The sequence below is a fragment of the Altererythrobacter sp. C41 genome (assembly GCF_016803135.1).
GTDB lineage: Bacteria > Pseudomonadota > Alphaproteobacteria > Sphingomonadales > Sphingomonadaceae > Pelagerythrobacter.
Map to the genome: position 1 here is coordinate 745,614 of NZ_JAEVFE010000001.1, position 26,492 is coordinate 772,105.

At 64.8% G+C, this 26,492-nt stretch carries 19 protein-coding genes and 2 tRNA genes; 13 read left to right on the plus strand and 8 right to left on the minus strand.

From position 1 onward, the window contains the following. Position 1: 1 nt before the first annotated feature. Both accC and JNO53_RS03595 read left to right on the plus strand, forming a co-directional pair. Positions 2-1,354, plus strand: coding sequence for an acetyl-CoA carboxylase biotin carboxylase subunit (accC, locus tag JNO53_RS03590; protein ID WP_203107669.1), 1,353 nt, complete (start codon positions 2-4; stop codon positions 1,352-1,354). Between the two features lie 82 nt (positions 1,355-1,436). Then, on the plus strand, positions 1,437-1,793 hold the full coding sequence (locus JNO53_RS03595; RefSeq protein WP_338015290.1) for an endonuclease domain-containing protein: 357 nt from the start codon (positions 1,437-1,439) through the stop codon (positions 1,791-1,793). A 142-nt stretch (positions 1,794-1,935) separates the two neighbouring features. Here JNO53_RS03595 and JNO53_RS03600 read toward each other — a convergent pair whose 3' ends face one another. Beyond that, entirely contained in the window at positions 1,936-2,400 is a 465-nt protein-coding gene (locus JNO53_RS03600) for an Lrp/AsnC family transcriptional regulator (RefSeq protein WP_119511419.1), read from the minus strand. Between the two features lie 215 nt (positions 2,401-2,615). On the opposite strand from JNO53_RS03600, the gene JNO53_RS03605 reads away from it, so the two are divergent. The 5 genes from JNO53_RS03605 (at position 2,616) to JNO53_RS03625 (ending at position 6,687) form a co-directional block, all read left to right on the plus strand. Further along, a complete protein-coding gene (locus JNO53_RS03605; RefSeq protein ID WP_203107673.1) occupies positions 2,616-4,310 on the plus strand; it encodes a HAMP domain-containing histidine kinase in 1,695 nt (564 codons plus the stop codon). A gap of 33 nt (positions 4,311-4,343) precedes the next feature. Next, positions 4,344-5,342 carry a polysaccharide deacetylase family protein gene (locus tag JNO53_RS03610; protein WP_203107675.1) on the plus strand — a complete coding sequence of 333 codons (999 nt, stop codon included), beginning with the start codon at positions 4,344-4,346 and terminating at the stop codon, positions 5,340-5,342. 60 nt (positions 5,343-5,402) lie between these two features. Beyond that, a tRNA-Ile gene (locus JNO53_RS03615) sits at positions 5,403-5,476 on the plus strand. A 28-nt stretch (positions 5,477-5,504) separates the two neighbouring features. Then, a tRNA-Pro gene (locus JNO53_RS03620) sits at positions 5,505-5,581 on the plus strand. 281 nt (positions 5,582-5,862) lie between these two features. Continuing rightward, positions 5,863-6,687 (plus strand): hypothetical protein, encoded by an 825-nt coding sequence (locus tag JNO53_RS03625; protein ID WP_203107677.1) that lies wholly within the window; start codon positions 5,863-5,865, stop codon positions 6,685-6,687. A gap of 188 nt (positions 6,688-6,875) precedes the next feature. Here JNO53_RS03625 and JNO53_RS03630 read toward each other — a convergent pair whose 3' ends face one another. After that, complete coding sequence (locus tag JNO53_RS03630) at positions 6,876-7,427, minus strand: recombinase family protein (RefSeq protein ID WP_203107679.1); 552 nt, start codon at positions 7,425-7,427, stop codon at positions 6,876-6,878. A 285-nt stretch (positions 7,428-7,712) separates the two neighbouring features. Between JNO53_RS03630 and JNO53_RS03635 the strand changes: the two genes are divergently transcribed. Continuing rightward, on the plus strand, positions 7,713-11,807 hold the full coding sequence (locus tag JNO53_RS03635; RefSeq protein ID WP_203107681.1) for an AAA domain-containing protein: 4,095 nt from the start codon (positions 7,713-7,715) through the stop codon (positions 11,805-11,807). On the opposite strand, the gene JNO53_RS03640 is transcribed toward JNO53_RS03635, so the two are convergent. The 4 genes from JNO53_RS03640 to JNO53_RS03655 form a co-directional block, all read right to left on the minus strand. After that, positions 11,730-13,043 carry a DNA cytosine methyltransferase gene (locus JNO53_RS03640; RefSeq protein ID WP_203107683.1) on the minus strand — a complete coding sequence of 438 codons (1,314 nt, stop codon included), beginning with the start codon at positions 13,041-13,043 and terminating at the stop codon, positions 11,730-11,732. The genes JNO53_RS03635 and JNO53_RS03640 overlap by 78 nt on opposite strands. 300 nt (positions 13,044-13,343) lie before the next feature. Then, entirely contained in the window at positions 13,344-13,868 is a 525-nt protein-coding gene (locus JNO53_RS03645) for a hypothetical protein (RefSeq protein ID WP_238401548.1), read from the minus strand. Positions 13,869-14,271: 403 nt separating this feature from the next. Beyond that, complete coding sequence (locus JNO53_RS03650) at positions 14,272-14,904, minus strand: hypothetical protein (protein WP_203107687.1); 633 nt, start codon at positions 14,902-14,904, stop codon at positions 14,272-14,274. A 451-nt stretch (positions 14,905-15,355) separates the two neighbouring features. Further along, positions 15,356-17,110, minus strand: a complete 1,755-nt coding sequence (locus JNO53_RS03655; RefSeq protein ID WP_203107689.1) for a site-specific integrase — start codon at positions 17,108-17,110, stop codon at positions 15,356-15,358. A gap of 293 nt (positions 17,111-17,403) precedes the next feature. Here JNO53_RS03655 and JNO53_RS03660 point away from each other — a divergent pair, with 293 nt between their 5' ends. The 3 genes from JNO53_RS03660 (at position 17,404) to JNO53_RS03670 (ending at position 22,155) form a co-directional block, all read left to right on the plus strand. Next, complete coding sequence (locus JNO53_RS03660) at positions 17,404-19,620, plus strand: TonB-dependent receptor (protein WP_203107691.1); 2,217 nt, start codon at positions 17,404-17,406, stop codon at positions 19,618-19,620. Then, entirely contained in the window at positions 19,620-20,729 is a 1,110-nt protein-coding gene (locus tag JNO53_RS03665; protein WP_203107693.1) for a PepSY-associated TM helix domain-containing protein, read from the plus strand. Before JNO53_RS03660 ends, JNO53_RS03665 begins: the two co-directional genes overlap by 1 nt. Positions 20,730-20,886: 157 nt before the next feature. Then, on the plus strand, positions 20,887-22,155 hold the full coding sequence (locus JNO53_RS03670) for an MATE family efflux transporter (protein ID WP_238401636.1): 1,269 nt from the start codon (positions 20,887-20,889) through the stop codon (positions 22,153-22,155). 3 nt (positions 22,156-22,158) lie between these two features. Here JNO53_RS03670 and JNO53_RS03675 read toward each other — a convergent pair whose 3' ends face one another. Further along, complete coding sequence (locus JNO53_RS03675) at positions 22,159-23,535, minus strand: M20/M25/M40 family metallo-hydrolase (protein ID WP_203107697.1); 1,377 nt, start codon at positions 23,533-23,535, stop codon at positions 22,159-22,161. Between the two features lie 112 nt (positions 23,536-23,647). Between JNO53_RS03675 and ettA the strand changes: the two genes are divergently transcribed. Continuing rightward, positions 23,648-25,321, plus strand: coding sequence for an energy-dependent translational throttle protein EttA (gene ettA / locus JNO53_RS03680; protein WP_203107699.1), 1,674 nt, complete (start codon positions 23,648-23,650; stop codon positions 25,319-25,321). Positions 25,322-25,688: 367 nt separating this feature from the next. Beyond that, positions 25,689-25,982, plus strand: a complete 294-nt coding sequence (locus tag JNO53_RS03685; RefSeq protein WP_203107701.1) for a hypothetical protein — start codon at positions 25,689-25,691, stop codon at positions 25,980-25,982. A gap of 71 nt (positions 25,983-26,053) precedes the next feature. Here the strand turns inward: JNO53_RS03685 and JNO53_RS03690 are convergent, their stop codons facing one another. Beyond that, entirely contained in the window at positions 26,054-26,491 is a 438-nt protein-coding gene (locus tag JNO53_RS03690; RefSeq protein WP_203107703.1) for a DUF2267 domain-containing protein, read from the minus strand. Position 26,492 lies beyond the last annotated feature (1 nt).

The following is a 26,492-nucleotide window of genomic DNA, read 5'->3' on the forward strand; positions in this document are numbered from 1 at the left end:
CATGGGTATTTCACGCATCCTGATCGCCAACCGCGGCGAGATCGCGCTGCGTATCCACCGCGCGGCGCACGAGATGGGGATCGAGACGGTCGCGGTTCACTCGACCGCGGACGCCGATGCCATGCACGTGCGGCTCGCCGACCACGCGGTTTGCATCGGCCCGCCCCCGGCGGCCGACAGCTACCTCAACGTCGCGGCGATCATCTCGGCTGCGGAAATCTCGCAGGCCGACGCGATTCATCCAGGCTACGGCTTCCTTTCGGAGAACGCCAAGTTCGCCGAGATCGTCGAGGCGCACGACATTGCCTGGATCGGGCCCAAGCCCGAGCATATCCGCACGATGGGCGACAAAGTCGAAGCGAAGCGCACCGCCGGCGCGCTGGGTCTCCCGCTGGTCCCCGGCTCCGATGGCGCGGTCTCCGACTATGACGAGGCGCGCCGGATCGCAGCCGAGATCGGCTATCCCGTCATCATCAAGGCGGCGAGCGGCGGCGGCGGGCGCGGAATGAAGGTCTGCGAAGCCGAGGACCAGCTCGAAACCCTGATGAAGCAGGCCGGGAACGAGGCCAAATCCGCATTCGGCGATGCGACCGTCTACATCGAGAAATACCTCGGCAACCCGCGTCACATCGAATTCCAGGTGTTCGGCGACGGACGCGGCAACGCGATCCATCTGGGCGAGCGCGACTGCTCGCTCCAGCGCCGCCACCAGAAGGTGCTCGAAGAAGCACCCTCGCCCGTCCTCACGCCCGAGGAGCGCGACCGCATGGGCATGATCTGCGCCGATGCCATGGCCCAGATGGGCTATCGCGGCGCGGGCACGATCGAGTTCCTGTGGGAAAACGGCGAGTTCTACTTCATCGAGATGAACACCCGCCTGCAGGTCGAGCATCCGGTGACCGAGATGATCACCGGCATCGATCTCGTGCGCGAGCAGATCCGCGTCGCCGACGGCAAGGACCTGTCGTGCCGCCAGGAAGACATCGAGTTCAAGGGCCACGCGATCGAGTGCCGCATCAACGCGGAAGACCCGTTCACCTTCGCCCCCTCGCCGGGCCGGGTGAACTACTATCACGCGGCGGGCGGCATGCACGTGCGTGTCGATAGCGGCCTCTACGCCGGCTATTCGATCCCGCCCTACTACGACAGCATGATCGCCAAGCTGATCGTCTACGGCCGCAACCGCGAACGCTGCATCATGCGCCTGCGCCGCGCGCTGGAGGAAATGGTCGTCGAAGGCGTGAAGACCTCGATTCCGCTCCATCAGGAACTGATCAAGCAGCCCGACGTGCTGAACGGCGACTACTCGATCAAATGGCTCGAGGAATGGCTGAAGGAGCGGGAGGCCGACTAGCCTGATAAAATCCTCCCCGTTTTCGCCGAAGGCGCAAATGGGGAGGTGGCAGTCGCCGCAGGCGACTGACGGAGAGGGGAAAGTGCCACGCGCGAAGCGCATTCGGAACGTCCGCAGGGCGCGTAAACTGCGCGCCGAGATGAGCTTGCCCGAAGCGCTTCTCTGGCAGGAATTGCGCCGGAAGGCCGGGGAGGTCAGATTTCGGCGGCAGCATCCTGTGGGCCGCTACATTCTCGACTTCTACGTAGCGTCGATCAGGCTCGCCATCGAGATTGATGGCGAAGCACACGATATGGGCGATCGGCCGGACCAGGATATCGCCCGCGACAAGTGGCTGCGTGTGCAAGGCATCGAAGTCATGCGCATTCCGGCGAGCGACGTGCTGCGCGACGCGAACGAAATTGCGGATTCGATCGTGCGCTACTGCAAAAGCAAATAGACCCCTCCGTCAGCCGCTGACGCGGCTGCCACCTCCCCATTTGCACTGCGTGAAAATGGGGAGGATTTCACTTCATCCTCCCCGTTTTTGCGAAGCACAAACGGGGAGGGGGACCGCCGCCCGAAGGGCGGTGGTGGAGGGGTCACTCCAACGGCACCCCAGGCTCATGCTTCGCAGTCCGGATCGTCAGCGAGGTCTTCACGCTGGCCACGTTCGGGGCCGGGGTCAGCTTGCTGGTCAGAAATTCCTGGAAGCTCTGCAGGTCGCGGCTGACGATCTTCAGGATGAAGTCGATCTCGCCGTTGAGCATGTGGCATTCGCGCACCTCGGGAAGGCCCCGCATGTGCTCCTCGAATTCGCGCAGTGCGTTCTCGGCCTGGCTCTTGAGGCTGACCATCGCGAACACGGTGATCGCGAAGCCCAGCTTCGATGCATCGAGCTCCGCGTGGTAGCCCTTGATGACGCCTTCTTCCTCGAGCGCGCGGACGCGGCGCAGGCAAGGCGGCGCAGTCAGGCCGACGCGGTGTGCGAGCTCGACGTTCGTGACGCGGCCCTCGTTCTGCAGCTCGGCCAGCAAGCGCCGGTCAATGTCGTCCAGATTCGCCATTGTGGGTGCCCCCAACGGACCCCGCGCGCACGAACGCGCGGTACGTAATGAACTAAACTGGCCCCATCGTCGCCAGTTGGCTAATTTTATTATCCTTGGCAGCAATTGTCCCGCTTTGCAACGCGCTCTTCGTGCTGCTCCCGCTGTTGGGGGAAAGTGCTAAACCGTGCGTTCCCGGAACGCCCTCGGGCGCTTATATGTTTGCCGTAGGATCCATGCAGTTCGACGATCGCCTTGCCACAGTGCTGCGCCACCGCGCGAGCGACGGGCGTGCCGCGCGCACGCAGTTTCGGCAATTGCTCGACCTGCTCGGCGCCCGGCGCGGCGCCTACGACCGCAACCTGCTCTCTGCCGCCTGGCTCCGCCTCGGCGCACTGGGGGAGACGATTCCCGCGCCGGACCGCGCTGCGATGATTCGCGATACCGGCTGGCGCTTCCGCAATCCGGAGCTGGCGGCGCATCTCGCGGAGGACGAGCCCGAAGTGGCCGCCGCCGCCCTCGCGCGGGCCGAGCTCGCCGAAGAGGACTGGGAGGCGTTGATCCCCCGCCTGCCGATCCGCGCGCGCGGATTCCTGCGCCTGCGCGCGGGCCTTCCACCGCGCGCGACGGACCTGCTCGACCGTCTGGGCATCCATGATCGCGGGCTTCCCGTCCCCGAACTCGCCGTGCAGCCTGCTAGCGAAAGCCGCAGCCAGCCGGACGACCCGCGCGCACGCGAACCGCTCGAGCTCACCATTCCGGCAAACGACAGCGGCGAGGAAAGCGCGATCGGCGCGCTCGTCCGCCGGATCGAGGCCTTCCAGCGCGCCCGCGCGAAGGGCCCCTCGGCCGACACTTCCCCTCGCCTGCCCCTCGGTGAGCAGGAGGAGACCGCGCGTCCGCCGCTGATGGGCTTCGCCTTCACCACCGACAGCGAGGGGCGGATCGACTGGGCCGAACCGCAGGTCGCGCCGATGGTCGTGGGCACGCTTCTGACGACCGACGACGTCCGCAGCGCGCTGAGAACGTGGCAGCGCGTCGAACGCGCACCGGTCGAGCTGCGCGGCGCACCGCAGATCGCTGGCGAGTGGATCGTCGATGCCGCACCGCGCTTCACCGTGCCCGGCGGGCGGTTCTACGGGCTCGCCGGCAAGTTCCGCCGCCCCGCGCCGCACCGGGTCGCCGGTGCCGTGCCCGATCCCGGGATCGAGGCAGATCGCATCCGCCAGCTGCTCCACGAGCTGCGCACCCCGGTCAACGCGATCCAGGGCTTCGCGGAGGTCATCCAGCAACAGGTCTTCGGCCCGGTGCCGCATGAATATCGCGCGCTCGCCGCCAACATCGCGGCCGACAGCGCGCGGATGCTGGCCGGGTTCGACGAGCTCGACCGCCTCGCGCGGCTGGAAACCGGTGCGGTCGAGCCGCTCGAGGGCGACTGCGATTTCGCGCTGCTGTGCCGCGGTCTGGCGAAGCAGCTCGAAGGCGTTCTCGCGCCGCGCATGGCGAAGTTCGAGGCGGACATTCCGCCCTCGCCGCTCGTGGTGCCGATGGCCCTGCGCGAGGGCGAGGCACTTGCCTGGCGCCTGTTCGCCACGCTGGCGACCGCGCTGGGCGCGGGCGAGGCGGTGGAAGTCGCGATGCGCGCGGAGGGCGGCGCGATGGCGCTGACGGCCACCCTGCCTGCCGTCCTCGCGGCGGAAGAGGACGTGTTCGCCGCCGCCCCGCGCCCCGCGCCGGGCGCTCTGAGCGCAGGCATGTTCGGCGCCGGCTTCGCCCTGCGCCTGGTCCGCGCCGAAGCGCGCGCGGCCGGCGGCGACCTCGAACATGTGGACGAGCGGCTGCGGCTCACGCTGCCGCTATTGACCGCCGCGAGGGGCGATCCTAGCCCCGGGTCGAACCGCCAAGAAAGGCGACGACCGCAAGCGCGCTGAACGATGCGGCCCTCGCATCCGGGAGTGCAGCGCATGAATCAGCCGACGACCGCCCTGCCGCCTCCCGGCCCGCGGGCGCGCTTCGTGGGTGGATTCGGGCGGCGCGTCCTCCTCACCGTCGACACCGAGGAGGAGTTCGACTGGAGCGGCCCTTTCACCCGCGACCGGCACGGGCTCGACCACCTGCCGCGCCTGCGCAACTTCCAGGAATTCTGCGAGGGCCTTGGCGTCGTGCCCAGCTATCTGGTCGACTGGCCCGTGGCCACGTCCTCGCTGGCAAAGGACATTCTCGCGGGGCCCGTCGCCCGGGGCACGGCGGAAGTCGGCATTCAGCTTCACCCCTGGGTCAATCCCCCGTTCGAGGAGGAGGTGAGTGAGCGCAACTCCTTCGCCGGCAATCTCGCACCCGACATCGAGCGTGCCAAGTTCCTGCGCCTGCGTGACGCGATCGCGGAGAACTTCGGCGCAAGCCCACAACTCTACCGCGCGGGCCGCTACGGCTTTGGCCCCGAGACCGCGGAGTTGCTGCGCGACGCAGGTGTCGGGGTCGATACCTCGTTCCGCCCGCTGTTCGATTACAGCCGCCGCTACGGCCCGGACTACAGCGGCTATCCGCTCGAACCGTTCTGGCTCGACCGCGAGCGGTCCGTACTCGAGCTGCCGCTGACGACGGTCTACTGGGGCATGCTGCGGCGACAGGGGCAGCTGTTGTACCCGATGATCGCGCGCATGCCGCGCATGAGCGGCCTGCTCGCAAAGCTCGGCCTGCTGGAGCGCATACCGCTCACCCCGGAAGGCACCACGATCGACGAGGCGATCCGCGCGCTCGACATGGCGCTCGACGACGGGCTGCCGCTGATCGTGCTGTCGTTCCACAGCCCCTCGCTCGCGCCCGGCTATACGCCCTATGTGGAAACCGACGCCGATCTCGACGCGCTCTACGATTGGTTTCGCGCGGTTTACGCCTATCTTGGCCAGCACGGCGTGCAGCCGACGAGCGTGGCGGAGATCATGCGATCGGTGGCGAAGTAGCAAGCCATCTTGCCACCTGCCGGGCCGCAAGCTAGGCGCGACACGCTGAACGGTATCCATGGGCCTGTAGCTCAGTTGGTTAGAGCTGGCCGCTCATAACGGCTAGGTCGCGGGTTCGAGTCCTGCCGGGCCCACCGGATACCTGCAACGGCCAGAACAGGTCGGGGAGTGGCGCAGTCCGGTAGCGCGCCTGCTTTGGGAGCAGGATGTCGCAGGTTCGAATCCTGTCTCCCCGACCAACCTCCAAAAATCGCAGTTTTCTGCGATTTCAGCTTTGGCCAGTGTGACACATCCCGTGACATGCCGCTGTGACACCAGCCGCGCGTTACCTGGTGACGACGACGATCGCGTTTACGCCGCATCGACTGGTTGACGCTGTCAACCAGGTGAAATTCTCGACTACGGTTGAAAACGGCAGATTTCCGCCAATCTCGCGAGACCCAGGTGTGGGTCAGAAAAATCGGGCCGATTTCGCTCAACAAACATACAACAAAACTCAACTTGAACGTGAGGCGACGACGTGGCGAATTTTGAAGTGGGGCGGACCTACACCCGCGAGCAGGTTGCCGATCGCATCGGCCTCCCAGAGCTGAAACGCAAAGGCGGGGCTTGGGCTACCGGCTATTCGCGCTGGGGAGATGAGGTCGTCATTTTCTGCAACGTGGGGACGGCGGGCAGAACCGGACACGACTACCCCAACCGATGGAATGGAAAGCTTCTCGATTGGACGGGCAAGACAGGCTCAACGGCACACCAGCCGCTTATCCGAGAAATGCTCAGCGGTAGCCTCACGATCCATGTGTTCTGGCGCGGCCGAGACCGGTCACCGTTCACCTACGCTGGGATCGCGTCGGCTGTATCTGTGCGCGAGACCGTGCCTGTGGCGGTAACCTGGGCATTCCAAGAGTCGGGCGACACTCTTGCAACGCAAGAGGGCACGGATGTCTTGGCTGAGGAACCGGCGACTAGCCGCTCCACAGCATTCCGTCGCGGCCCTCGTCCTTCCATGGGTGAGCGGACCCTGCTCACCGAAGATGGGCCGACCAGCGTCTATCTCATGCGCCTCGACGGTCCCGTTTCAGTTCTCATGCCACACATCCCCGCCGGCCATGCTGTCATCAAGGTCGGGATGTCCAACGCGCCCAGGCGACGAAGGGTGGAGCTGAACAACGGCTTCCCTCCTGGGTCTGCAATCAAATGGCGGCTCGCTGCGAGCAGGAAATACCCAAGCGCCATGGATGCTTTTGAAGCGGAAGGGGTTGTTCTTGAGGGTCTTCGGCTGAACCACCATTGGATTGGAGGAGAGTTCGCGTGCCTGCCTGAGTCGGAAATCCCTGAGATTTAGGCGATGTGATCCTTAGCCATGGCTATAGTTGCGCCGAAGCAAGTTACACGATGAGTCCAGCAATTGCCCGCTCCAGTGGATGGCAGGCGTCGAGTTGATGAGCCTGATAGGGGTCACCCGGGTCAGGTCGGTGTAGCCGGCCTAGGACTTCTTCTTGACGTTGACGCGAACAGATGCGGAGAGCACCTTCACCCCGCAAGGGCTCGGTAAACACTCGCGCGACCGATCCCGAGCTGCTTTGCGATCTCAGTCCCCCCAAGCCCCTGATCGCGCAGAGCGCGCACCTGAGCAACGTCAACGGTCGGTCGACGCCCCTTGTAGACACCCGCTGCTTTCGCTCGCTCGATACCCTCGCGCTGACGTTCGCGGCGGATGTCGGTCTCGAACTCCGCGATCGAGGCGAGCACTCCGAGGAGCAGTTTCCCCGTCGAGGTCCTCGTGTCGATCGACGACTGCTGGAGGCACTGGAACGCGACCCCTTTCTCGGTTAGCTGCGCCACAATGCTGTGAAGGTCGACCGCAGACCGAGCCAGACGGTCAAGGCGGGTCACGACCAGGGTGTCACCCTCTCGAACGTATGAGAGCGCGTCGACCAGCTCGCTCCGCCCGCTCGTCGTCGTGCCCGAGCGCTTCTCTGCGAACACCTTTTCGCATCCCGCGAGAGTCAACGCATCGAGTTGCACTTCGAGCGACTGACCTGATGACGACACGCGAGCATAACCGACCAGCTGCCCCACCATACAAACCCCTGTCTCACTAGCTTCTAGACCCGGAGACTATGATGTCCCACAAATGTCTAGTCAACCCTAATGAGACACCGATGCCAGATGGGATATGTCTCGCTGTCTCGCCTCGCGAGGGTATACCTCAGTGTGACAGGTCGGCGCGTGTTCTCTGCCCAATACGTGGCGCGCGTGCACGGTCGTCGCGATCGCATCTTTCATTCGACAGCAACGGCAAATGCTCCCAGATTGGATATAGAAGGCCGCAGCGCAGCACTCGCGTGGTCGATGAGAGGGGGGACTGTGACGTCGTTGCCGACAACCATCCGCGTAAGCGAGATCGGTGAGTTCATTCGGTTTCAATCGTGTGAGCGTCGATTCAAGCTGGGCCTCAACAACCGCGAACTCGCACGGTCGGTGCCGTTCTCGGAGCGGCTATTCAACAGCCTCGACCCGGTCCTTCAAGCGGTAGGCGAAGCCGCCGAGGACAAGTGGGAACAGGCACTCGCCCGACAGGGCGTCGGACCCCTTGGTGCGGCTCAGCATCCAGATACTGGCGTCGTCAGCTGGGATGACTTCCTAGCGGCCTTGAGAACTGCGGTTCCTGGTCGTGCAGTCTACTGTCGAGAGGTCGAGATCGGCGGCCCGATCGGGTGCTTCAACGTCGACGGACGCATGGACTTCGTCGTTTTGCTCTGGGACGACGTGGTCCCTCGGCTTCGAATTGTCGAGGGAAAGGCGAGCCGAAAGGATCGCACATATCACCGGATACAACTCGCGACCTACATGGTCCTTTTCCGCGCCCGCATCGCTGCTGAAGGGCTCACCGTCGCTGGCCAGCCGCTGGAGGCCGATGCAGTTGAGGGCACCGTCGTGCGGATTGACGAGGCGACCAACGAACCACAGGATATGCTTGCTCGTCAAGCACTGAACCTGGACACAGAGAGTGCCGACGTCGAGCGAATGCTGTCAAATGAGGGCCTTTTGGCCTCGGTAGCCGATAGGGATCTTGATACCCTCGATTTCCAGCTCGACTCGAAGTGCGATGGCTGCCTCTTCAGCGTTCACTGTTTGCCCGAAAGCGCCAGGCAGCGCCGGCTCGAACTCGTCGGACTTGCGCCAACCACCTGCCGCATTCTCCGATCTTCTGGGATCGGGACAATTGATGATCTGGCCGCTCTCGACCCCGCATCCCCTAGCGGAGAGCAAGTCCGCAGCGCGCCTGGCTTTGATGTCGACCTGCAGCAGGTGGTCGCGCTTGCCAAGGCGCGCCAGTCGACGCTGCCACAGGTGGGTGACGAACCTCGCGAATACCAGGTCCAGTCACTACCACATTCGGGTCAAGGCCAGCTGCCGTTGCATACGATGGGCGGTCAGCGCCTCGTGCGCATCTACCTGGAGGTCGACTACGACTACACGGAGAACCGCATCGGTGCGCTAGCCGCCCATGTCACCAATAGTGCTGGCAATGTCCGAACCCCATTCGGCGACGATCACCGTCCACTCCCCTTGATCGACGAGGTCACTGAGTCGCCGAGCGGAGAGGTGGTCGTGGGGGCCGTGAACGGCCGTGACGTGACGGCTTTCCAGACTGCGCCTTGGTCCGGCATTGCAGACCAAGACACAGGCGCCGAGCGTCAGATGATCCAGCAGTTCCTGTTCGAGGTCATCGAGGCAATCGCGGCGATCGCCGACGCGCCATCGGTTCCGATACACTTCTACGTCTACTCGCGCTCAGAAATGACCCAGCTCGTCGAAGCCTGCACTCGCGGTGGGTCAACATTGCTGTCTCATCTCCGCGAACTGCTGGGGTCGAGACAGAACCTCGAACAGTTGATCTTCTCCTGCCTTCAGGACGAGATTGACAACCGCTTCGCTCTCGGATGGACCGGTCGCGGCCTTTCCGTCGCCAGCTCCCTAACCTGGTTCGGACAGCGCTTCCATTGGAAGCGCACCGTGCTTGGAATGTCCACCGATCTCGACACGGTCTTTGAGCAGGACATCTTTGACTTTCGAAGTGCCCTCGACGTGGATGCCATGGGCAACTGGACCGCGCGCGATGCCCCAGGCTCCGTCCGTCAGCGCTTTGAGATACGCAGCCGGTTCCACGATACCCTGACCGCGCCGTATTTCCGGGCGGTCTGGAGAACGCTTCCGATAAACGTTGCGGACGCCCGCACTCGCGCCGCGATTGAACGATACCGTCGTGCCGAGGGTTCCGGCCTTCTTCGAGCCTATCTGAATGCACGGACACACGCGCTGCGGTGGCTAGACGAGCGCATACGGTTCAAAAACGAGGAGATCGTGAAACCGGCGCTGGCCATCTCCACTCTTCAGGAATTCGACTTGGGCATAGACTCGACGGCACGTGCCGGCGTCGATTTCCTCCGTCTAGATCATCATGTGGGAATGACGGACTGGCTCACCGCAAACATCAAACCTCTCTCGGCACGTGTCCAGTCAGGTCGAACCATCGCGGTTCGAAACGTGCGCACGGACGAGAACAAGACCATTGTTGCAGACTTCGATGTCGCATCGTTCGGCCTGACAGCGGGCGAAGTCTCGCAGCGAACGTCGATCGACGCGGGCTCCTTCGTTCGGCTGAGTCCGAGGTCGGGCGACGTAATGAGAGGTCAAACCCTTCGCCAACTCACCCTGGGTGGCTCGACCTGTAACGTCCAAAGCGTCGACTGGGATGCGGGAGTTATCCGCATGAAGGCGATCTACAGCGCGAACAGCACATACATTCTTGCGAGCAGATCACCTGACGCGAACGAGGACGTGTTCGACTTTGCTTCGGTAGACGAGAGCCCGAGCGACTTCGTCGCGGGAACCGTCGAGAACAAGCTGCTCACCGCCAGGGCGCGGCACGTCTTTGAGTGGTTCGAGCCGTCCCGACCGAGGATTCCTCCGATCCCACCGATCCCGCCTACTCGTCAGGAGCGGATCAGCGCGTTGTTGTCCTCCTGGCAGGTGCCGCACCCAGCGGGTTCATCATCACTCAATGAAGACCAGGCCGACGCGGTCCGCGAAGGCATCAGCACACGCGTGCAGTTGCTCAAAGGGCCGCCGGGGACCGGCAAAACAGTGACTACTGCAGCTTCTATCTACGCGCGGATCGCTGCGAGGTTGGGTCAAGGCGCGGTAATCCTGGTCTCGGCGCACACGAACCTCGCGGTCGACACACTCATGCAACGTCTGCTGCGGTATCGGGACTCATTTCGTGCCGAGGCAGCCCTCCAGGGAATCACAATGCCCGAGGTCACACTGGCGCGCGTCCACAGCAGCAATCGGCCGGTCGACACCGACCAGATCGTCAACTTCGTTTCCAATTCCTGCGCTCAACGGGTGAAGACCTGGCGCGCGGCCGGCGCTGTGGTGATCGGAGGCACAACGAATGCTGTCCTCAAGATGGCCAGAGAACTTTCTAGCAAGCAGCCTTACAACGCGCAGCCGATAGGATTTCTCGCAGACGCGCTCGTCGTCGACGAGGCCAGCATGATGGTTTTTCCTCACTTCCTTGCCCTGTCGTCGCTGGTGAAGCTGGAGGGCGAGATCATGCTCGCTGGTGACAACCGGCAGCTGTCTCCCATCATCGCGCACGACTGGGAAAACGAGGACCGCCCCCCTGCTCAATACTACCAACCCTTTAAGAGCGCCTACGAGGCGGTGCTCCGCATAATCGACGAGAGTCGACCGCTTCCTACGCAGTGTCTGCAGTCAGCTTTGACCTACACATTCCGGCTGCCACCGATCATTCGCGAGCTCATCTCGCGTGTGTATGGTGGGCTCGACAACATCGAGCTTGAAGGGCCGGACCACATGCCTCCCTCCGAGACCGCGCCGGTAGTCGGCAGCTGGGACGACATCTGGCAAGAGGGCGAGGGCCTGATTCTTGTCGTTCATGGCGAGCGCAATTCGCGTCAGAGCAATCCGCTCGAAGCGCATTTGATCGAGGAGATCCTTCGCTCTCGTGGCGAACTCGCAGCTGACTCTGTGGCCGTTATCACACCGCACCGAGCCCAGCGCGCGCTTCTAAAGGGGCGGCTGGAGCCGCTTTCTCACGCCGCCTCGATCATCGACACGGTCGAAAAGGTGCAAGGTGGCGAACGGCCGATCATCGTGGTCTCGGGAACGGAAAGTGATCCCCACGCGATAGGCGCTGCTGCGAGCTTCATTCTGAATCTCAACAGAGCCAACGTCGCGTTCTCACGCACCCAGGAACGACTGGTGGTGGTCTGCGCAGAGACGCTCCTTGATCACGTGCCGACGGAGCTGGAAGACTACGAGTCGGCGTTGCTGTGGAAGTCTTTGCGAAACCTATGCAGCCGCAGGCTCTTCACCACTATCGTCGATGGGGTCGGCGTCAAAGTGCTCGCTCCCTCCCTGCGGCAATGACGCTAAGGGCGCTGGACGTAACAGAGCGGCAGGTCCCTTGCCGGTTCCCGGATGTGCTTCGTGATGACCGGCGAGAATTCGGAACTGGTCGGCAACTTGCTTGACCTCTGCCGGTGCCGGCGGCGTGCCGCGCGAGGGGACCGCAAGGGTCAGACTTGAGCGATACGTCTGATGAAGGAGTATGGAGCTGATGCGGCGCGCCACCGCCTCGGCCAGCGCCGGCGGGACTGCGTTGCCGATCTGCCTTCGTGCCGCGCGGTAATCACCCGCAAAGCGGTAGCCGATAGGAAAGCTCTGAAGACGCGCCATCTCTTCGATGGAGAGCAATCGGCTATCCCAGTGGAATGGCCCGGTGGCAGGCCCAGGGTCAGCCTGAATCGTCCACGCGGGCCTGTCTTTGGCGAGCTTCAACAAAAACGACCAGTAGCGCGTTCTCCAGCCGAACAGCGGCAGACCCCCGCCCCTATCGGTATGCCAGAGATAGTTCTGCCCTTCCGGCACAGAAGGTAGGAGGCCGGCCCACTTGCCACGAGCCGCCAGTCGCTCGACCTGCGCGTCGTCGAGAACCAGATCACCGATTGCGTCCCACGCCGTGGGCGCCGTGTGGTTCGTGCTGACGCCGGTGATAGCCTCGGGGGCCTCAAAGGTTTGGCCGTCGCGGAACGAGACGAGGAAGGCACGTTCGCGCATCTGCGGAACGCCGAAGTCCGTCGCCTGCAGATAGGTAACCGTCGAAGTGTAGCGCGTCCCGTGACGTTCGTTGATCTGGCCTAAGCGCTGTTGGACCAGTGTCATCGCCTCGTCCTTCTCGCGATAAGCAATCCCGCGGACGTTCTCTATCACCAGGACGCGGGGCAAGATCGCCTCAGCTAGGTCAAGCATTGCCCCCAGCGTGCGAGCGCGCGGGTCGTCCAGTCGACGTGTCGTTCCGGCAGCCCAGAACGCGGACTTGGAGAAAGGCTGGCAAGGCGGGCCGCCAATCAGTGCGTCCACTTGCTGTCGTTGTAGGCCAGCAGTCGTGAGTAGGGCATCGGGGTCGATCTCGAGAGCGTTACCGTTCTCGGGCTGCACCCATTGCGGCCGGTTGTCCTCAAGTGTCATGCGCGCGTTGGCATCGAGCTCGACCGCCGCGCATGTGATGAAGCCTGCCGCCTCAAAGCCGAGGTCCAGCCCACCGGCCCCGGTATAGAGAGAAACTACGTTGAGCGGGGCCTGCCGCTTCGAGAACTTCTTCATCGACTGACTGATCCCCCCTCACCGCAGGACTAGCACACGCCTCTCGGCGGAGCTCGCATTTTCTCGCCGTCCAATGCCCGCGTAAACGACCTGCCAGGACGCTAGGCGTGAAAGTTGGCTGCCGTGCCCTAGGCCGAGCGCGTCGGCAACACCGCATACGGAAGGACCTTGCCTCCAACGGGGATACCATTTGGAGGCAAGGTCGGATGGTCCCTATGGCTCGATAGACCAGCCTCCCCCGCCGTGGCGATGTGCGACACCCGCTGCACCGCGCGAGAGCACGTCGTCAAGGTTGTGGCTCTACTTCAGCGCCCAGCCGCGCTCGGAGTTCCAGACATACTCGCCAACAGGCCCGACTTCTAACCGATTCTCCATTTCTGCACGCTGTTGCTCGTCCAGGTGATCGAGCCCTTGCGAGATACTCCAGAACGGGTGCGCACCGTCGTCCCCGAGGTCAAGCCCGCACAACCAGATCGCCGATGCGACGTCCGGGTTCTGTGCGATGATATGCACTGCTTCCTCGTTCTCGGGCTCGATCCGGTAAAGCTTGAGCCTTGGCTGCACCAGGGTGTGACCGAACCAGCCGAGCGGAGGGCATTCCGATGCGAACCCAATCGATGCGGTCTCCAGCAAGTCATCGAGCCCCCAACGGCGTCGGGAGGGTAGCTTGTCGTCGATGCGGGCTATGGTGATCTGCGAGACGTGTATTCCAGTCTCGTCATGATACTCCTTCGCGAACTGGGTCGCGGTCGCGCCGGATGGCGCGACGATGTGGCCGTTGACGATCCCGTCGGGGCGGACGAACTCTGCTTCATAAAGTCGCATTCGCATGGTGCTGCATATCCTGTGCTGTTGGTGATGCAGTCACCGTAGGTCGTCATGCGCTGGGATTCGGGTGGGCTCGTGCTGGGATGTGCACGCGGGAGAGATTGATTGATTCAATCTCGACGATCATGCCGCACATATGCGGAACGCGAGAATCACGCGCTTTCACGTGCACTTCAGTGCCGGGCAGATTCATCAGCTCTGTCGCGTTCTCAAGAATCCGCTGAACAAATTTGTAAGAATTTTCAACTGGCGATTGTCTGTCCCAATACCTTGATCATCCGGCCTAGCCAGCCGCCCCGAAGAGATCTTGCTCTCATGCGCCTGCTCTCGCTGATCATATCGCGGGGAGCGGCGCCAGGACGACATCCAGCGGCGCGCAAACGTAATTCGAGCAGCATGTTCAGGGCCACTGCGAGAGGGCCTCTTCACCGATCCTGATCAGGTTCCACAGTCGCCTCGATTCGGTCCGGAGCGATTGCGAGAATGCCAACCGATCGTCAGGGAGCGTTGGACTCACCTTGTCGATGTTCTTGAAGGCGTAAGTGACCCACTGGTCATTGAAGAAGGGACGCTTCGGGGTGCTCGTCCAGACGTTTCGACCTTGATGAACACCTTGAACGATCGTGGGGCGATCCGCTCTCCTGTTCCCTGACGCCACCCGCAGAAGATCCTTTGTAAGGGCCAACCCGCATATGCGTTCGGCATGCGCCTGTCCCATGCGCTCAGCCAAGCGTCGGTAACGCAGGTGGTGCCTTTCGCCCCTAGCAGGAAGTGTCGCAGGTCGAACCTCGATCGAGCCGTGAGCGTGCGGCCTGGTGGAATCACCGTCAGGAGACTGGTCTTCCATCACGAAGAAGAACCAGCGCGGACCACCGAATAATGCCCGTGCGCATCGAGCAATGCGGTCTCGCAAGTAGTCCTTGTGCCCACCTCCCGATGCGTCGATCTCGGCCCGGAGTTCGTCGTGCAGATGGATCTGGAACAGCATGTATCCTGGTTCCGCCAGGGCGACGGAGCCGATCTGCACCTTCATCCATGGTGACAATGATCGCCATCGGGGAAGTCGCTTGCCGTTCCCCTGGCGGATTGGGAATCTTGAGCCCCTCAACTTCCAATACAATGTAGGCGACGTTTGTAATAGGCCGCGAAGCTTCGGACTGACCGCGTTGCGCCTGTAGGCATCCTTCAGATCTTGCAGGACTTTTGCATCTCGATCGATCGCTGGATCATCCAGACGAAGATCCAGCAAGCGGTCGACTCTTTGCCGCTTGAACGGCTTGCGGTGGGGAGCTGACATAATGTTGAGATCGATGTGACGACACGCGGCGTGTCGACGGTATTGCAGGGGCGCTGCCGTCTATCTGGAGCCGACATGGAAATCAACACGGTGGCCAACCGACAATTGCTTCCCGCCACGGGCGTTGGGCAGGCTTAGCGGCTCCGCAGCGTGACCGCACCGAGATGCGCAGCGAGGAGATCACGACCTATTGGCGGAACCTCGTGAGACGGTTGAAATCGACCCCTTCGAACGTCACGGCCTTCATCCACCCGCTGAACTTGTTGACTGTGCCTTGGGTCAGCCGCCCATACCCCGATGTGGTCGATGAGATGCTGTGTCCAAGGCACACCGCGATCTCGGTATCGAGCAGCTCGGCCTCGTCACGCAATCGATCGGCAAGTGTGTGTCGGAAACTATGCGATCCGAAGCCATCTCCACCCTCGACGCTCGGGTCCTTCACCCCGATCGCTACGAGATAGTCACGCCACCATCGTGAGGGGGTTCCGCTGATCTGGCCGCGTGCGTTCGGGGCCAGTTCCGGGAATAGCGGCGCGGCAAGATCGTTACCTGCGCGTTCTAGCTCGCGCTCATGGAAGGCTAGGAAGCCAAGACTTTCGAGCATTGAGTGCAACGCGGCCGGGCGACTCTTCCCGCTCTTCGTCGCCAGGCCCTCCCCAGAATCATGCCGGATATGCACGAACCACACGCCTCGCTCTTGTCGAACATCCCCGAGCCGCAGCTGTGCGACCTCGCCGATGCGCGCGCCGGTGAACATCGCGACCAAAGGTATCCAGTAACGCCAATCATGCGCACGCTGTTCACCTGGCACATGCTCCTTTCCGTCAGCCTGAAAGCCGGTGAACAACGGCGACTGGAGGATCACATTGAGGTCGTCGGTCGTGAACGGCGGACGCGGATTCTTTCCTTTTACCTTGGGGTGGAACAGGCCCGTGCATGGATTTCCAAGCCCGGCCCACTTGGGTTGCCCGGCGAGCCACTTGAACAGCGGCGAAATCGTCGACAGGTGCTTGTTCACGTTGGTGAACGCGGTTCGGGGGAGCCCTAGCTCGCGAGCCTTGACCGCCGCAGCCCTCATGTCGAGATCGCGCAAGAGTTTCTTGCTCATCCACTTCGGGGGCAGCTTGCGCATGGTGTCGCGGTAGTCGGCGACTTCCAGCGGCGTGATCGAACGCACCTCCCGATCGAGCCCGACGAACGCCGCGAACTGTCGGATGACCTTTCGGTCCTGGTTCACGGTGTCGGGACGCTTCGCGCCCTTCGCCAGCATTTCTTCTGCCCACTGGTCGAACAGTTCCACCAGGCTCTCGCCTGCCTTCGCCTTCGCCGCGTCTCTAGCCTTGATCTGCCTGACGATTGAACTGCGCGGCGCCGCGTCGAGCTCCCCGCTGGTGCGGCGAACGAACACACTGACGGCATCGATGCTCATTTCGGCGATACCGCGGACGAACGCGGCGTATCCCTCGCTATCTTTTGTGATCGCTAGGCCGCGCGCTTCTATAATTCGGTCGGCGACCGCCTCCCACTGCGACAGGTCGCCGTCTTGAAGGCGTCGGGTCATCCGGCGCAGATCCGCCTCGCGTTCTGCGAGCCGTTCCGCGTATTCGGCGTCGTCGACCGGCCATTCGCGACGGCGACCTTCCATGGCGTCCAGCATGCCGTCGAAGGCAACATGCACCGCAACACTCGACGGGTCCAGCGCGGGTGTCGCTGCTGGAGCTTCGCCAGCAGCACGCCCCCAGGCCGCCAGCTTCTCCGCGACGACCTGCGGCGCGCGCATGTTGGCGGTGCGGCGATCTCCCGTCCCGAGCGAAAGCAGAACCTCGGTCTTACCGACGACATCCCGCCACGCGACGGGCACTTGAATGCGGACCTCGAAGTTCCGCAGCTCTCGACCATTGCGCTTGCGCTTTATGATCGAGTATCCATCCCCACGCGACATACCACCTGGATCCGTGACACAAACTGTGACATCCTCCGTGACACAACCGATCCGTAAACACTAGTAATATCGTAAGCGATTGTGTCCAGTGAACATTGCGGGGCAGAGGATTCGCATCCTGTCTCCCCGACCAAGTTCCCCCTTTCATCACCGCCGCCTGCAGTCGCGATCCGCGGCGGGCGGAGCGTGTGGAACCGGCCTTGGAGGTCTTTTCCGACGCATCCCCAAAGATGCTATTGCGAGCCAGTTGCAGCGCTGCTAGCGGACCCGCCACACAGTTCAGGGGGGTTCCCATGTCTATCCGCGTTTCGTTGCCCGCTCTCGCCGTCGCACTCGCCTGGTCGAGCGGCGCTGCCGCCCAGTCGGTCGGCGCCGAGGACGCGGAAGGCGAGGCGGAGATCATCGTCAGCGCCGCGCGCACCCAGCTCCCCCCGAGCGCGCTGCCGCTGACGATCGACGTGGTCGACACCGAGGCGCTGCAGCAGCAGGTGCAGATCTCGGGCTCGACGGTCGACGCGGTCTCCGCCCTGCTCCCCTCGTTCTCGCCGACGCGCGAGAAGCTCTCGGGATCGGGCGAGAGCCTGCGCGGGCGCTCGCCGCTCTACGCGATCAACGGCATCCCGCAGTCGACCCCGGTCCGCGACGGTTCGCGCGACGGGTACACGATCGATCCGTTCTTCATCGACCGGGTCGAGGTGATCTATGGCTCCAACGCGCTGCAGGGCATCGGCGGCACCGGCGGCGTGGTGAACCAGGTCACCGTCGGCGCGCCGGCGGAGGACGGCGTTGCCGCGCGCACGCTGCTGCAGGCCTCGGCCGCGGACGGCTTCGACGGCGCCGCGATGGGCGGCAAGATCGGCGCCCTCGTCGGCTACCGCGCGGGCGCGTTCGACGCGACGGTCGGCGCGACGTTCGAGCAGCGCGGTGCCTATCGGGACGGGCACGGCAACAACATCGGCGTCGACGGCACCCAGGGTGAGGTCCAGGACAGCGACTCCTGGTCGGTGTTCGGGCGCTTCGGCTACCAGCTCAGCCCGAGCGCGCGGCTGGACGTGGTCGCCAACCGGTTCGAGCTGCAGGGCAACGGCAACTACGTGCTCGTGCCCGGCAATCGCGCCGAAGGCATCCCCGCCAGCAGCGAGCGTGGGGTTATCCAGGGCGATCCGCCGACGAACCGTGCCGAGCTGCTCTCCGCCGCCCTGACCGACGATGATCTCGGCGGCGGCGCGTTCGCCGTGCAGGCCTTCTTCAGCCGCACGCGCGACGTGTTCGGCGGCCTCGTCACCGACACGTTCCAGGATCCGGCCATCGATCCGACCGGCAATCTGTTCGACCAGTCGGCGAACCTGTCGCGCAAGATCGGCGGCAAGATCAGCTACGAGCGCGCGGTGCCCGGTTTCGAGGATCTGACCGTGACCGCCGGCTTCGACGCGCTGTTCGACCGCACCGAGCAGTATCTGGCCCAGACGGGCCGCACCTGGGTGCCGGAGACAGACTTCCGCAGTCTCGCACCGTTCGCGCAGGCGAACCTCGCGCTGTTCGGCGGTGCCGTGCGCCTTGCGGGCGGTGCCCGCTACGAAGACGTGCAACTGAAGGTCGGCGACTTCGAAACATTGGCCTTCTACGGTCGCATTCCCGACCACGATGGCGACGGCCGCAACGACGAGGACGACAACGGCGATGGCGTCCCTGACAACCTCGGCACCTATCGGCCCGTCGCCGTCGGCGGCGGCAGCCCCTCGTTCAACGATGTCCTGTGGAACGGCGGCGTGATCGTGGAGCCGATTGCAGGCCTGCGCGCCTACGGCAGCTATGCCGAGGGCTACACGATCGCCGACGTCGGCCGCATCCTGCGCGGAATCGAGGAGGAAGGCGTCGATATCGACAACTACCTCGCGCTCGAACCGGTGATCTCGAACAACCGCGAGATCGGCCTTGAGTGGAAGCGCGGCGCGATCGACGCCGGCGTCAGCTACTTCTGGTCGTCGAGCGATCTCGGATCGATCCTGGTGCTCGGCCAGGACGGCATCTTCAGCGTCTCGCGCCAGCCGATCCAGATCGAGGGGCTGGAGGCGAACATCGCCTGGCGCACGCCGCTGCCCGGCCTCACGCTCAGCGCGGCTTACAGCGATATCGAGGGCCAGACCGACAGCAACGATGAAGACGAGCTGGTGAACAACGATCTGGACGGCGCCAACATTTCGCCCGACCGGCTCAATCTCTCCGCCGATTATCGCAGCGGCCCGTTCAGCGCCCGGCTGCAGTCGCGCTTCTATCTCTCGCGCACGTTCAACGACGCCAGCGTGGACACGGACTTCGAGGGCTACACGCTGCTCGACGCCTACGTGGCCTATCAGACCGGCGCCGGCGAATTCGCACTCGCGGTGCAGAACCTCGCCGACAAGTACTACCTGACCTACGACAGCGACACCGTGCGCACGTCGGACAACAACCGCTTCTACGCCGGCCGGGGGCGCACTTTCACTTTGAGCTGGCGCGGCGCCTTCTGATGCGCCTCCTCGCCCTCCTGCACGGCTGGGCCGGGGGCATTGTCGGCCTGCTGCTCGCGGTGATCGGCCTCAGCGGCACGGTGCTGGTGTGGGAGGAGAGCTGGATCGGCCTGCCGGGCGCGGACGATCCGCTGACGGCGGACCCGGCCCAGATCGGGCAGGCCGTGGCGGCGGCGATCGCGGAGGATCCGGCGCTCTCGCGCATCACCTTCGCCAACGACGATCTGGGTCTCCACCAGGCGATATACACCGACGGCGGCGGGGCCTATCTCACCCAGGCCGGCGTGGTCGTCGACCGGTGGGACAGCATGTGGGGCCGGCCGGAACTGTGGCTGTTCGACCTTCACCACTACCTGTTCATGGGCGAGATCGGCGAATACCTGACCGGCGCCCTCGGCCTGCTGCTGCTCGCCTTCGCGGTGACGGGCCTGATCCTGTGGTGGCGCACCCGCAGGTCCTTCGAATTCCGCCTGTGGCCGGCGCGCTTCACCAAGGGCGCGATCATCCGCCAGCACCGCGATATCGGCGCGGTCGCTTCGCCGGTGCTGATCCTGAGTGCGCTGACGGGCGCCTTCATGATATTCCCGGCCGTGTCGGAAGCGCTGCTGACGCCCTGGGCCGACCCCGCCGAGACGGCCGCGCCCATCCAGCCGGAGACGGATGGGCCGCATGCCTCCGCGACCGACTGGCCGACCGTCATGGCCAATGCGCAGGCCGCATTTCCCGAAGCCCTGCCGCGCCGCCTGACGCTCCCGCAGAAACCCGGCGCGCCGCTCACGCTGCGGATGAAGCAGAGCTTCGAGTGGACTCCCAATGGCCGGACCTACGTCTATCTCGATCCCGCCACCGGCACCGTTCTCGCGACCGACGACCCTGCGACCGGCGACACCGCTTCCGCGATCACCGAGAAATACTACCCGGTCCACGCCGGCAAGGTCGGCGGCGTGGCCTGGCGGCTGGTGCTGACATGCTCCGGCCTCGCACTCGTGCTGCTCGGCACGCTCGCGACCTGGAGCTTCTGGTTCGGCAGCAAGCGCAGGAAGTCGCGCAAGCGCCCGGGGGCCGCAACCGCGCGCGCCCTGGTGCCGCGTCAGGCGGACCTGCCCTGACGGCGCGGCCCCATAGCGCGGCGCCGGATTAGCCGTTACGGCTGGCGCGCTCCGGCCGGACCTGCGCCGGAGCCCGTGAGGAGCCAAGGCGATTTCCACCCCCTCCCCTGCCGCCGCGCTCGACACCCGGGTCATCTGGGCGATCGCCTTGCCCGCGATGGTCACCAATGTCGCGACGGCACTGATCGGGGTCGGCGACATGTGGATCGTCGGCCGGCTGGAGGACGCCGCGGCGCAAGGTGCGGTGGACGTCGGCGCGCGGCTGTTCGCGGTGCTGTTCACCGTGATGAACTTCCTCAAGACCGGCACGACCGGGCTCGTCGCGCAGGCGGGCACCCGCAGCGGGGCGCAGGAACAGGCGGCGATATTGCTACGCGGAGCGACGATCGGGATCGCGATCGCGGTCATGCTGCTGATCGCCAAGCCGGTACTGATGCCCGCGCTGCTCAGCGTTCTGGGCGCGGAGGGCGAAGTGCTCGCCGCCGCGCGAACTTATGCCGAGATCCGTTACTGGACCGCGCCGGGCGTCATGCTCAATCTCGCGCTGATCGGCTATCTCGTCGGGCGGCGGCGGATGGCGGCGGTGCTCGTGTTCGAGGTCGCCTACAACCTGCTCAACGTCGCGCTGGGGCTGTGGTTCGTGCTCGATCTCGACATGGGGATCGCGGGGGTCGGCTGGTCCAGTTTCGCCGCCGAATACGCCAAGCTCGCCGCGGTTGCCGCCTTCGTGCTGCGGGGCGAGCAGGGGCGCACGATCCTCGACGCCGCGCGCGAGCGCACGGTGCTGCGTTGGAACAGCCTGCGCCCGTTCCTCTCGCTCAACCGCGACCTGTTCCTGCGCACGGTGGTCCTGATGGTCGCCTTGGCCGCGCTGACCCGGCTGAGCGCCGAGCGCGGCGCCGTGGTGCTCGCGGCGAACGGCATCCTCTACCAGATGTTCGTCTTCACCGCGCTGCTGCTCGACGGGTTCGAGAACGCCGCGCAAGTACTGAACGGCGAACGGGCCGGCGCGCAGGACCGCGAGGGATTCGCGCGCTACATCAGGGCGATTCTGCTGCGCGGTTTCGGCGCGGCGGCGCTGGTCGCCCTCGCGTTCGCGCTGCTGGCCGACCCTATCCTCGCCAGCTTCGCCGCGACCGACGCTGTGGCGGACGCGGCGCGGCAGCAGGCGTTCTGGCTGGTGCTGATCCCCTTCGCCGGCGTCGCCGGTTTCGTATTCGACGGCGTGTTCGTGGGTGCGAGCTGGACGCGCGCGCTGCTACTCTCGATGCTCGGCGCGGCGGTGGTCTACGCCGGCGTGCTGTGGTTCGCCTGGCCGCACGGCAACTGGGGCCTGTGGCTCGCCTTCACGCTGTTCCTCGTCGCGCGTGCGAGCCTCCAGGCCATGATGCTGCCCGCGCTGATGCGGCGGGGGTTCGGGAGCTAGGGCCTACTCGCCCTTGATCGACCCTGGCTCGTTGGCGAGGATGCCGACGACCTGGGTCCAGACAGCGACGTTCTGGCGCAGCTGCACCGGATCGACCTTGTCGAGTGTGTCGTCGGGCGTGTGGTGCAGGTCGAAGTAGCGCGTGCCGTCCTGCGCGAGGTCGATGATCGCGCTGTTCTGGTCGCGCACGATGTTGATGTCCGCTCCGCCCGTCGCGACGCCGGTGCCGTTGGAGACGCCGAAGCGCGCGACGGCCGCCGCGATCTTCGCGTGAAGGTCGGGGTTGCTCTCGCGGAAGTTGCTCTCGAACTTCCAGATGCGGTCCGCGCCGAAGTCGCTTTCGAGGCCCACCGCGATCGGCTCGTCGATGTGCGCGGCGGAATAGGCCTTGGAGCCCCACAGCCCCGTCTCTTCCGCCCCTGCGAACAGCACGCGGATCGTGCGCAGCGGCTGGCCTGCGGCGGCGACGTGCTTCGCGGCCGCGGCTACGATGCCGCAGCCCGCGCCGTCGTCGATCGCGCCGGTGCCGAGGTCCCAGCTATCGATATGGCAGGCGACGAGCACCGGCGGCAGCGAAGGGTCGCGCCCGACGATCTCACCCACGACGTTGCCGCTGGTGGTCGTGCCGAGGTCGCGAGGTGTGAGCACGAGCTTCATCGTGACCGGCCCCTCGGCGCGGTCGAACATCCGCTCCAGGTTCGCCGCGTCGGGCAGCGACAGCGCGCCCGCCGGGATCGGCGCCACGCCTTCGGGGAACGAGGTGCCGCCCGCATGCGGGTTGCGGTGATAGTCGGTGCCAACCGACTTGATCACGCTCCCGACCGCCCCCTTGCTCGCGGCGATCCCCGCGCCGACCCAGCGCGCCGGGCCCGCGAAGCCGTATTGCGAGCCGTCCTGCGTCGGCGTCATGTCGTGGCTGATATAGGCGATCTTGCCCTTCAGGCTCCCCGCCGGCGCGGCCTGGAGCGCGGCGACGCTCTCGAACTCGACCACTTCGGCGGTGATCCCCTCCGGCCCGGTCGAGGCGCTGCCGCCCAGCGCCGTCACATGGAACGGCTGCGGATAAGGGCTGACGATCTCGGCGGTCTCGGTGCCGCGGACCCAGGTTTCCATCTGGAACGGCTCGTCCGCGACATTGACAAAGCCATTGGCCTTGAGCCATGCCACCGACCAGTCGCGCCCGCGCTTCTCCGCCTCGGTGCCGGCTTGGCGCGGCCCGACCTCGGTCGTGATCCCCTCGACGAAATCCCACGCGAGCGTGTCGCTTTCGAGCGCAGCATCGGCGCTGGCGGCAGCGGCGGGGGTTTCGGAAGCGACGGTCTGCGCGGCGGCGAGCGTCGGGAGCGATGCGGCGGCGAGCGCCAGTGCCAGAGTCCTCATGGGTGCGCTTGCTATCGGCGTCTTGCGGCCAAGTCCAGCTTGCCCGCGCCCGCCCCAACGCCTATCTGCGCGCCAACTCTCGAAACACCTGCTGATACCCGAAGGACGACTGATGGCCGCCCAATACGCATTCGTCATGAAGAACATGACCAAGACTTTCCCCGGCGCGCAGAAGCCGGTGCTGCAGAACATCAACCTGCAGTTCTACCAGGGCGCCAAGATCGGCATCGTCGGCCCCAACGGCGCGGGTAAGTCGACGCTGATGAAGATCATGGCCGGCATCGACACCGACTTCACCGGCGAGGCCTGGCCGGGCGAGAACATCACCGTCGGCTATCTCCCGCAGGAGCCGGAACTCGACCCGTCGAAGACCGTGCTCGAGAACGTCAAGGACGGCGCGCGCGACGTGGCCGACATGGTCGAGCGGTTCAACCAGATCGGCATCGAGATGGGCGAGGACGGCGCCGATTTCGACGCGCTCGGCGCCGAGATGGGCGAGCTACAGGAGAAGATCGACGCGGTCGACGGCTGGACGCTCGACAACCAGCTCGAAATCGCCATGGAGGCGCTGCGCTGCCCGCCGGGCGACTGGCCGGTCACCGACCTGTCGGGCGGCGAGAAGCGCCGCGTGGCGCTCACCCGTCTTCTGATTCAGAAGCCCTCGATCCTGCTGCTCGACGAGCCGACCAACCACCTCGACGCCGAGAGCGTCGAGTGGCTGGAGAACCACCTCAAGGAATATGCCGGCGCGGTGCTGATGATCACCCACGACCGCTACTTCCTCGACAACGTCGTCGGCTGGATCCTCGAGCTCGATCGCGGCAACTACTTCCCTTACGAGGGCAACTACTCGACCTACCTCGAGAAGAAGGCCAAGCGCCTCGAGCAGGAATCGCGCGAGGAGAGCGGGCGGCAGAAGGCGCTCAGCCGCGAGCTCGAATGGATTCGCCAGACTCCCGCCGCTCGCCAGACCAAGTCGAAGGCGCGTATCCGCAAGTTCGAACAGCTCCAGGAAGCGCAGAACGACCGCAAGCCCGGCAAGGCGCAGATCGTCATCCAGGTGCCCGAACGCCTCGGCGGCAAGGTGATCGAGGCCAAGGGTATCTCAAAGGCCTATGGCGACAAGCTGCTGTTCGAAGATCTGAGCTTCACCCTGCCCCCCGGCGGCATCGTCGGCGTGATCGGGCCGAACGGCGCGGGTAAGTCCACACTGTTCAAGATTCTCACCGGCAAGGAAGAACCCGACAGCGGCAGCGTGGAGATCGGCGACACCGTGCGCCTCGGCTACGTCGACCAGAGCCGCGACCACCTCGACCCCAGGCACAACGTCTGGGAAGAAATCTCGGACGGGCTCGACTACATGAAGGTCAACGGCCACGACATGAGCACGCGGGCCTATGTCGGCGCGTTCAACTTCAAGGGTCAGGACCAGCAGAAGAACGTCGGCAAGCTGTCCGGCGGCGAGCGCAACCGCGTCCACATGGCCAAGATGCTCAAGACCGGCGGCAACGTGCTGCTGCTGGACGAGCCGACCAACGACCTGGACGTCGAGACGCTCGGCGCGCTGGAAGAGGCGATCGAGAACTTCGCCGGCTGCGCCGTGGTCATCTCGCACGACCGCTTCTTCCTCGACCGCCTGGCGACGCATATCCTCGCTTTCGAGGGCAACAGCCACGTCGAATGGTTCGAAGGCAACTTCGAAGCCTACGAGGAAGACAAGCGCCGCCGCCTCGGCGACGCTGCCGACCGCCCGACGCGCCTCGCCTACAAGAAGCTGACGCGCTGACGCCCTCCTCCCCTCCCGCTCGCGGGAGGGGCCGGGGGAGGGCTTGTCCCGTACCCTCCACGCCCCTTGCGGCGGTTGGACCAGAAGAGGGTTCGCGCGGAGGCGCGGAGGGAAGGCGCGCTTAGGTCATAGCTTTGTCATCCCCGCGAAAGCGGGGACCCAGCTCCTGCCGTCCGAAGATGGGTCCCCGCTTTCGCGGGGATGACAGAGGGATAGTTTACGCGAAACCTCTCCGCGCCTCTGCGCCTCTGCGCGAACCAAAAAATCAATCTCTCGGACGCCGCGAAACCCAGCAGTTGGAAGACCGGCTTCACCGCCGCGCGAAACACTTCCCCAGCGCCGGCGTTCTTCCCGCGAGGAGGCAAGGATGCGCACGACCCGGGAAGTCATCGAAGATCACCTCGCGCTGCGGCGCGAGCACGCGCTCGGCGCGGACGTCGAGCGGAATTACACGGACGACCTGCTCGTGCTGTCGAAAGACGGCGTATTTCACGGCAAGGACGGCATTCGCGAGACCGCGCGGGTTCTGCGCGAGAATCTGCCCGACGCAACCTATCGATACGAACTGGTGCAAGTCGCCGAGGACTACGCGCTCCTCGGCTGGACCGCGAAGCCACCAACGGCGCGCGCACCCGGCATGGCGCGGACGCCTTCGTGGTGAAGGACGGCCTGATCGCCGTGCAGATCATCCACTACGACGTGGAGCCGGAGTAGCCCGTCTTCCTGAACCGCTCAGGCCACTTCCTCCGCGCTGCGCCAGAGATCGCGGATCGTCTCGGGCAGGATCGCCTTGACCTTTTCCACCTGCCCGGTGTCGATATTGCGCGAGAGCACGTCGAAGACCGCGCGGATCGCCTCCTCCGGGTCGACCGGGCGGGTGTCGGCGAGCCATTCGGTCACTTCGGCGACGAACTCCTCGCGGTTGCAGCGGATCGGCTGCCGCGCAGGCTGGTACTGGTCGTAGTAGACCCCGCGCACGAGTAGCGGGAGCTGTGCGCCGAGGTGCGCCGCCTCTTCCACCGGCAGGCGGTCGCGCAGCTTGTGGAGCACCGTGCTCAGCGCTTTCCATGCGACCTGTCGGTCGGGGCCGAGCCGTTCCATGATCTGGTCCAGCCAGATGTTGGTCGTCTGCAGGGTCTTGTCGAATACCTCGAGGCCGTTGGCGCTCATC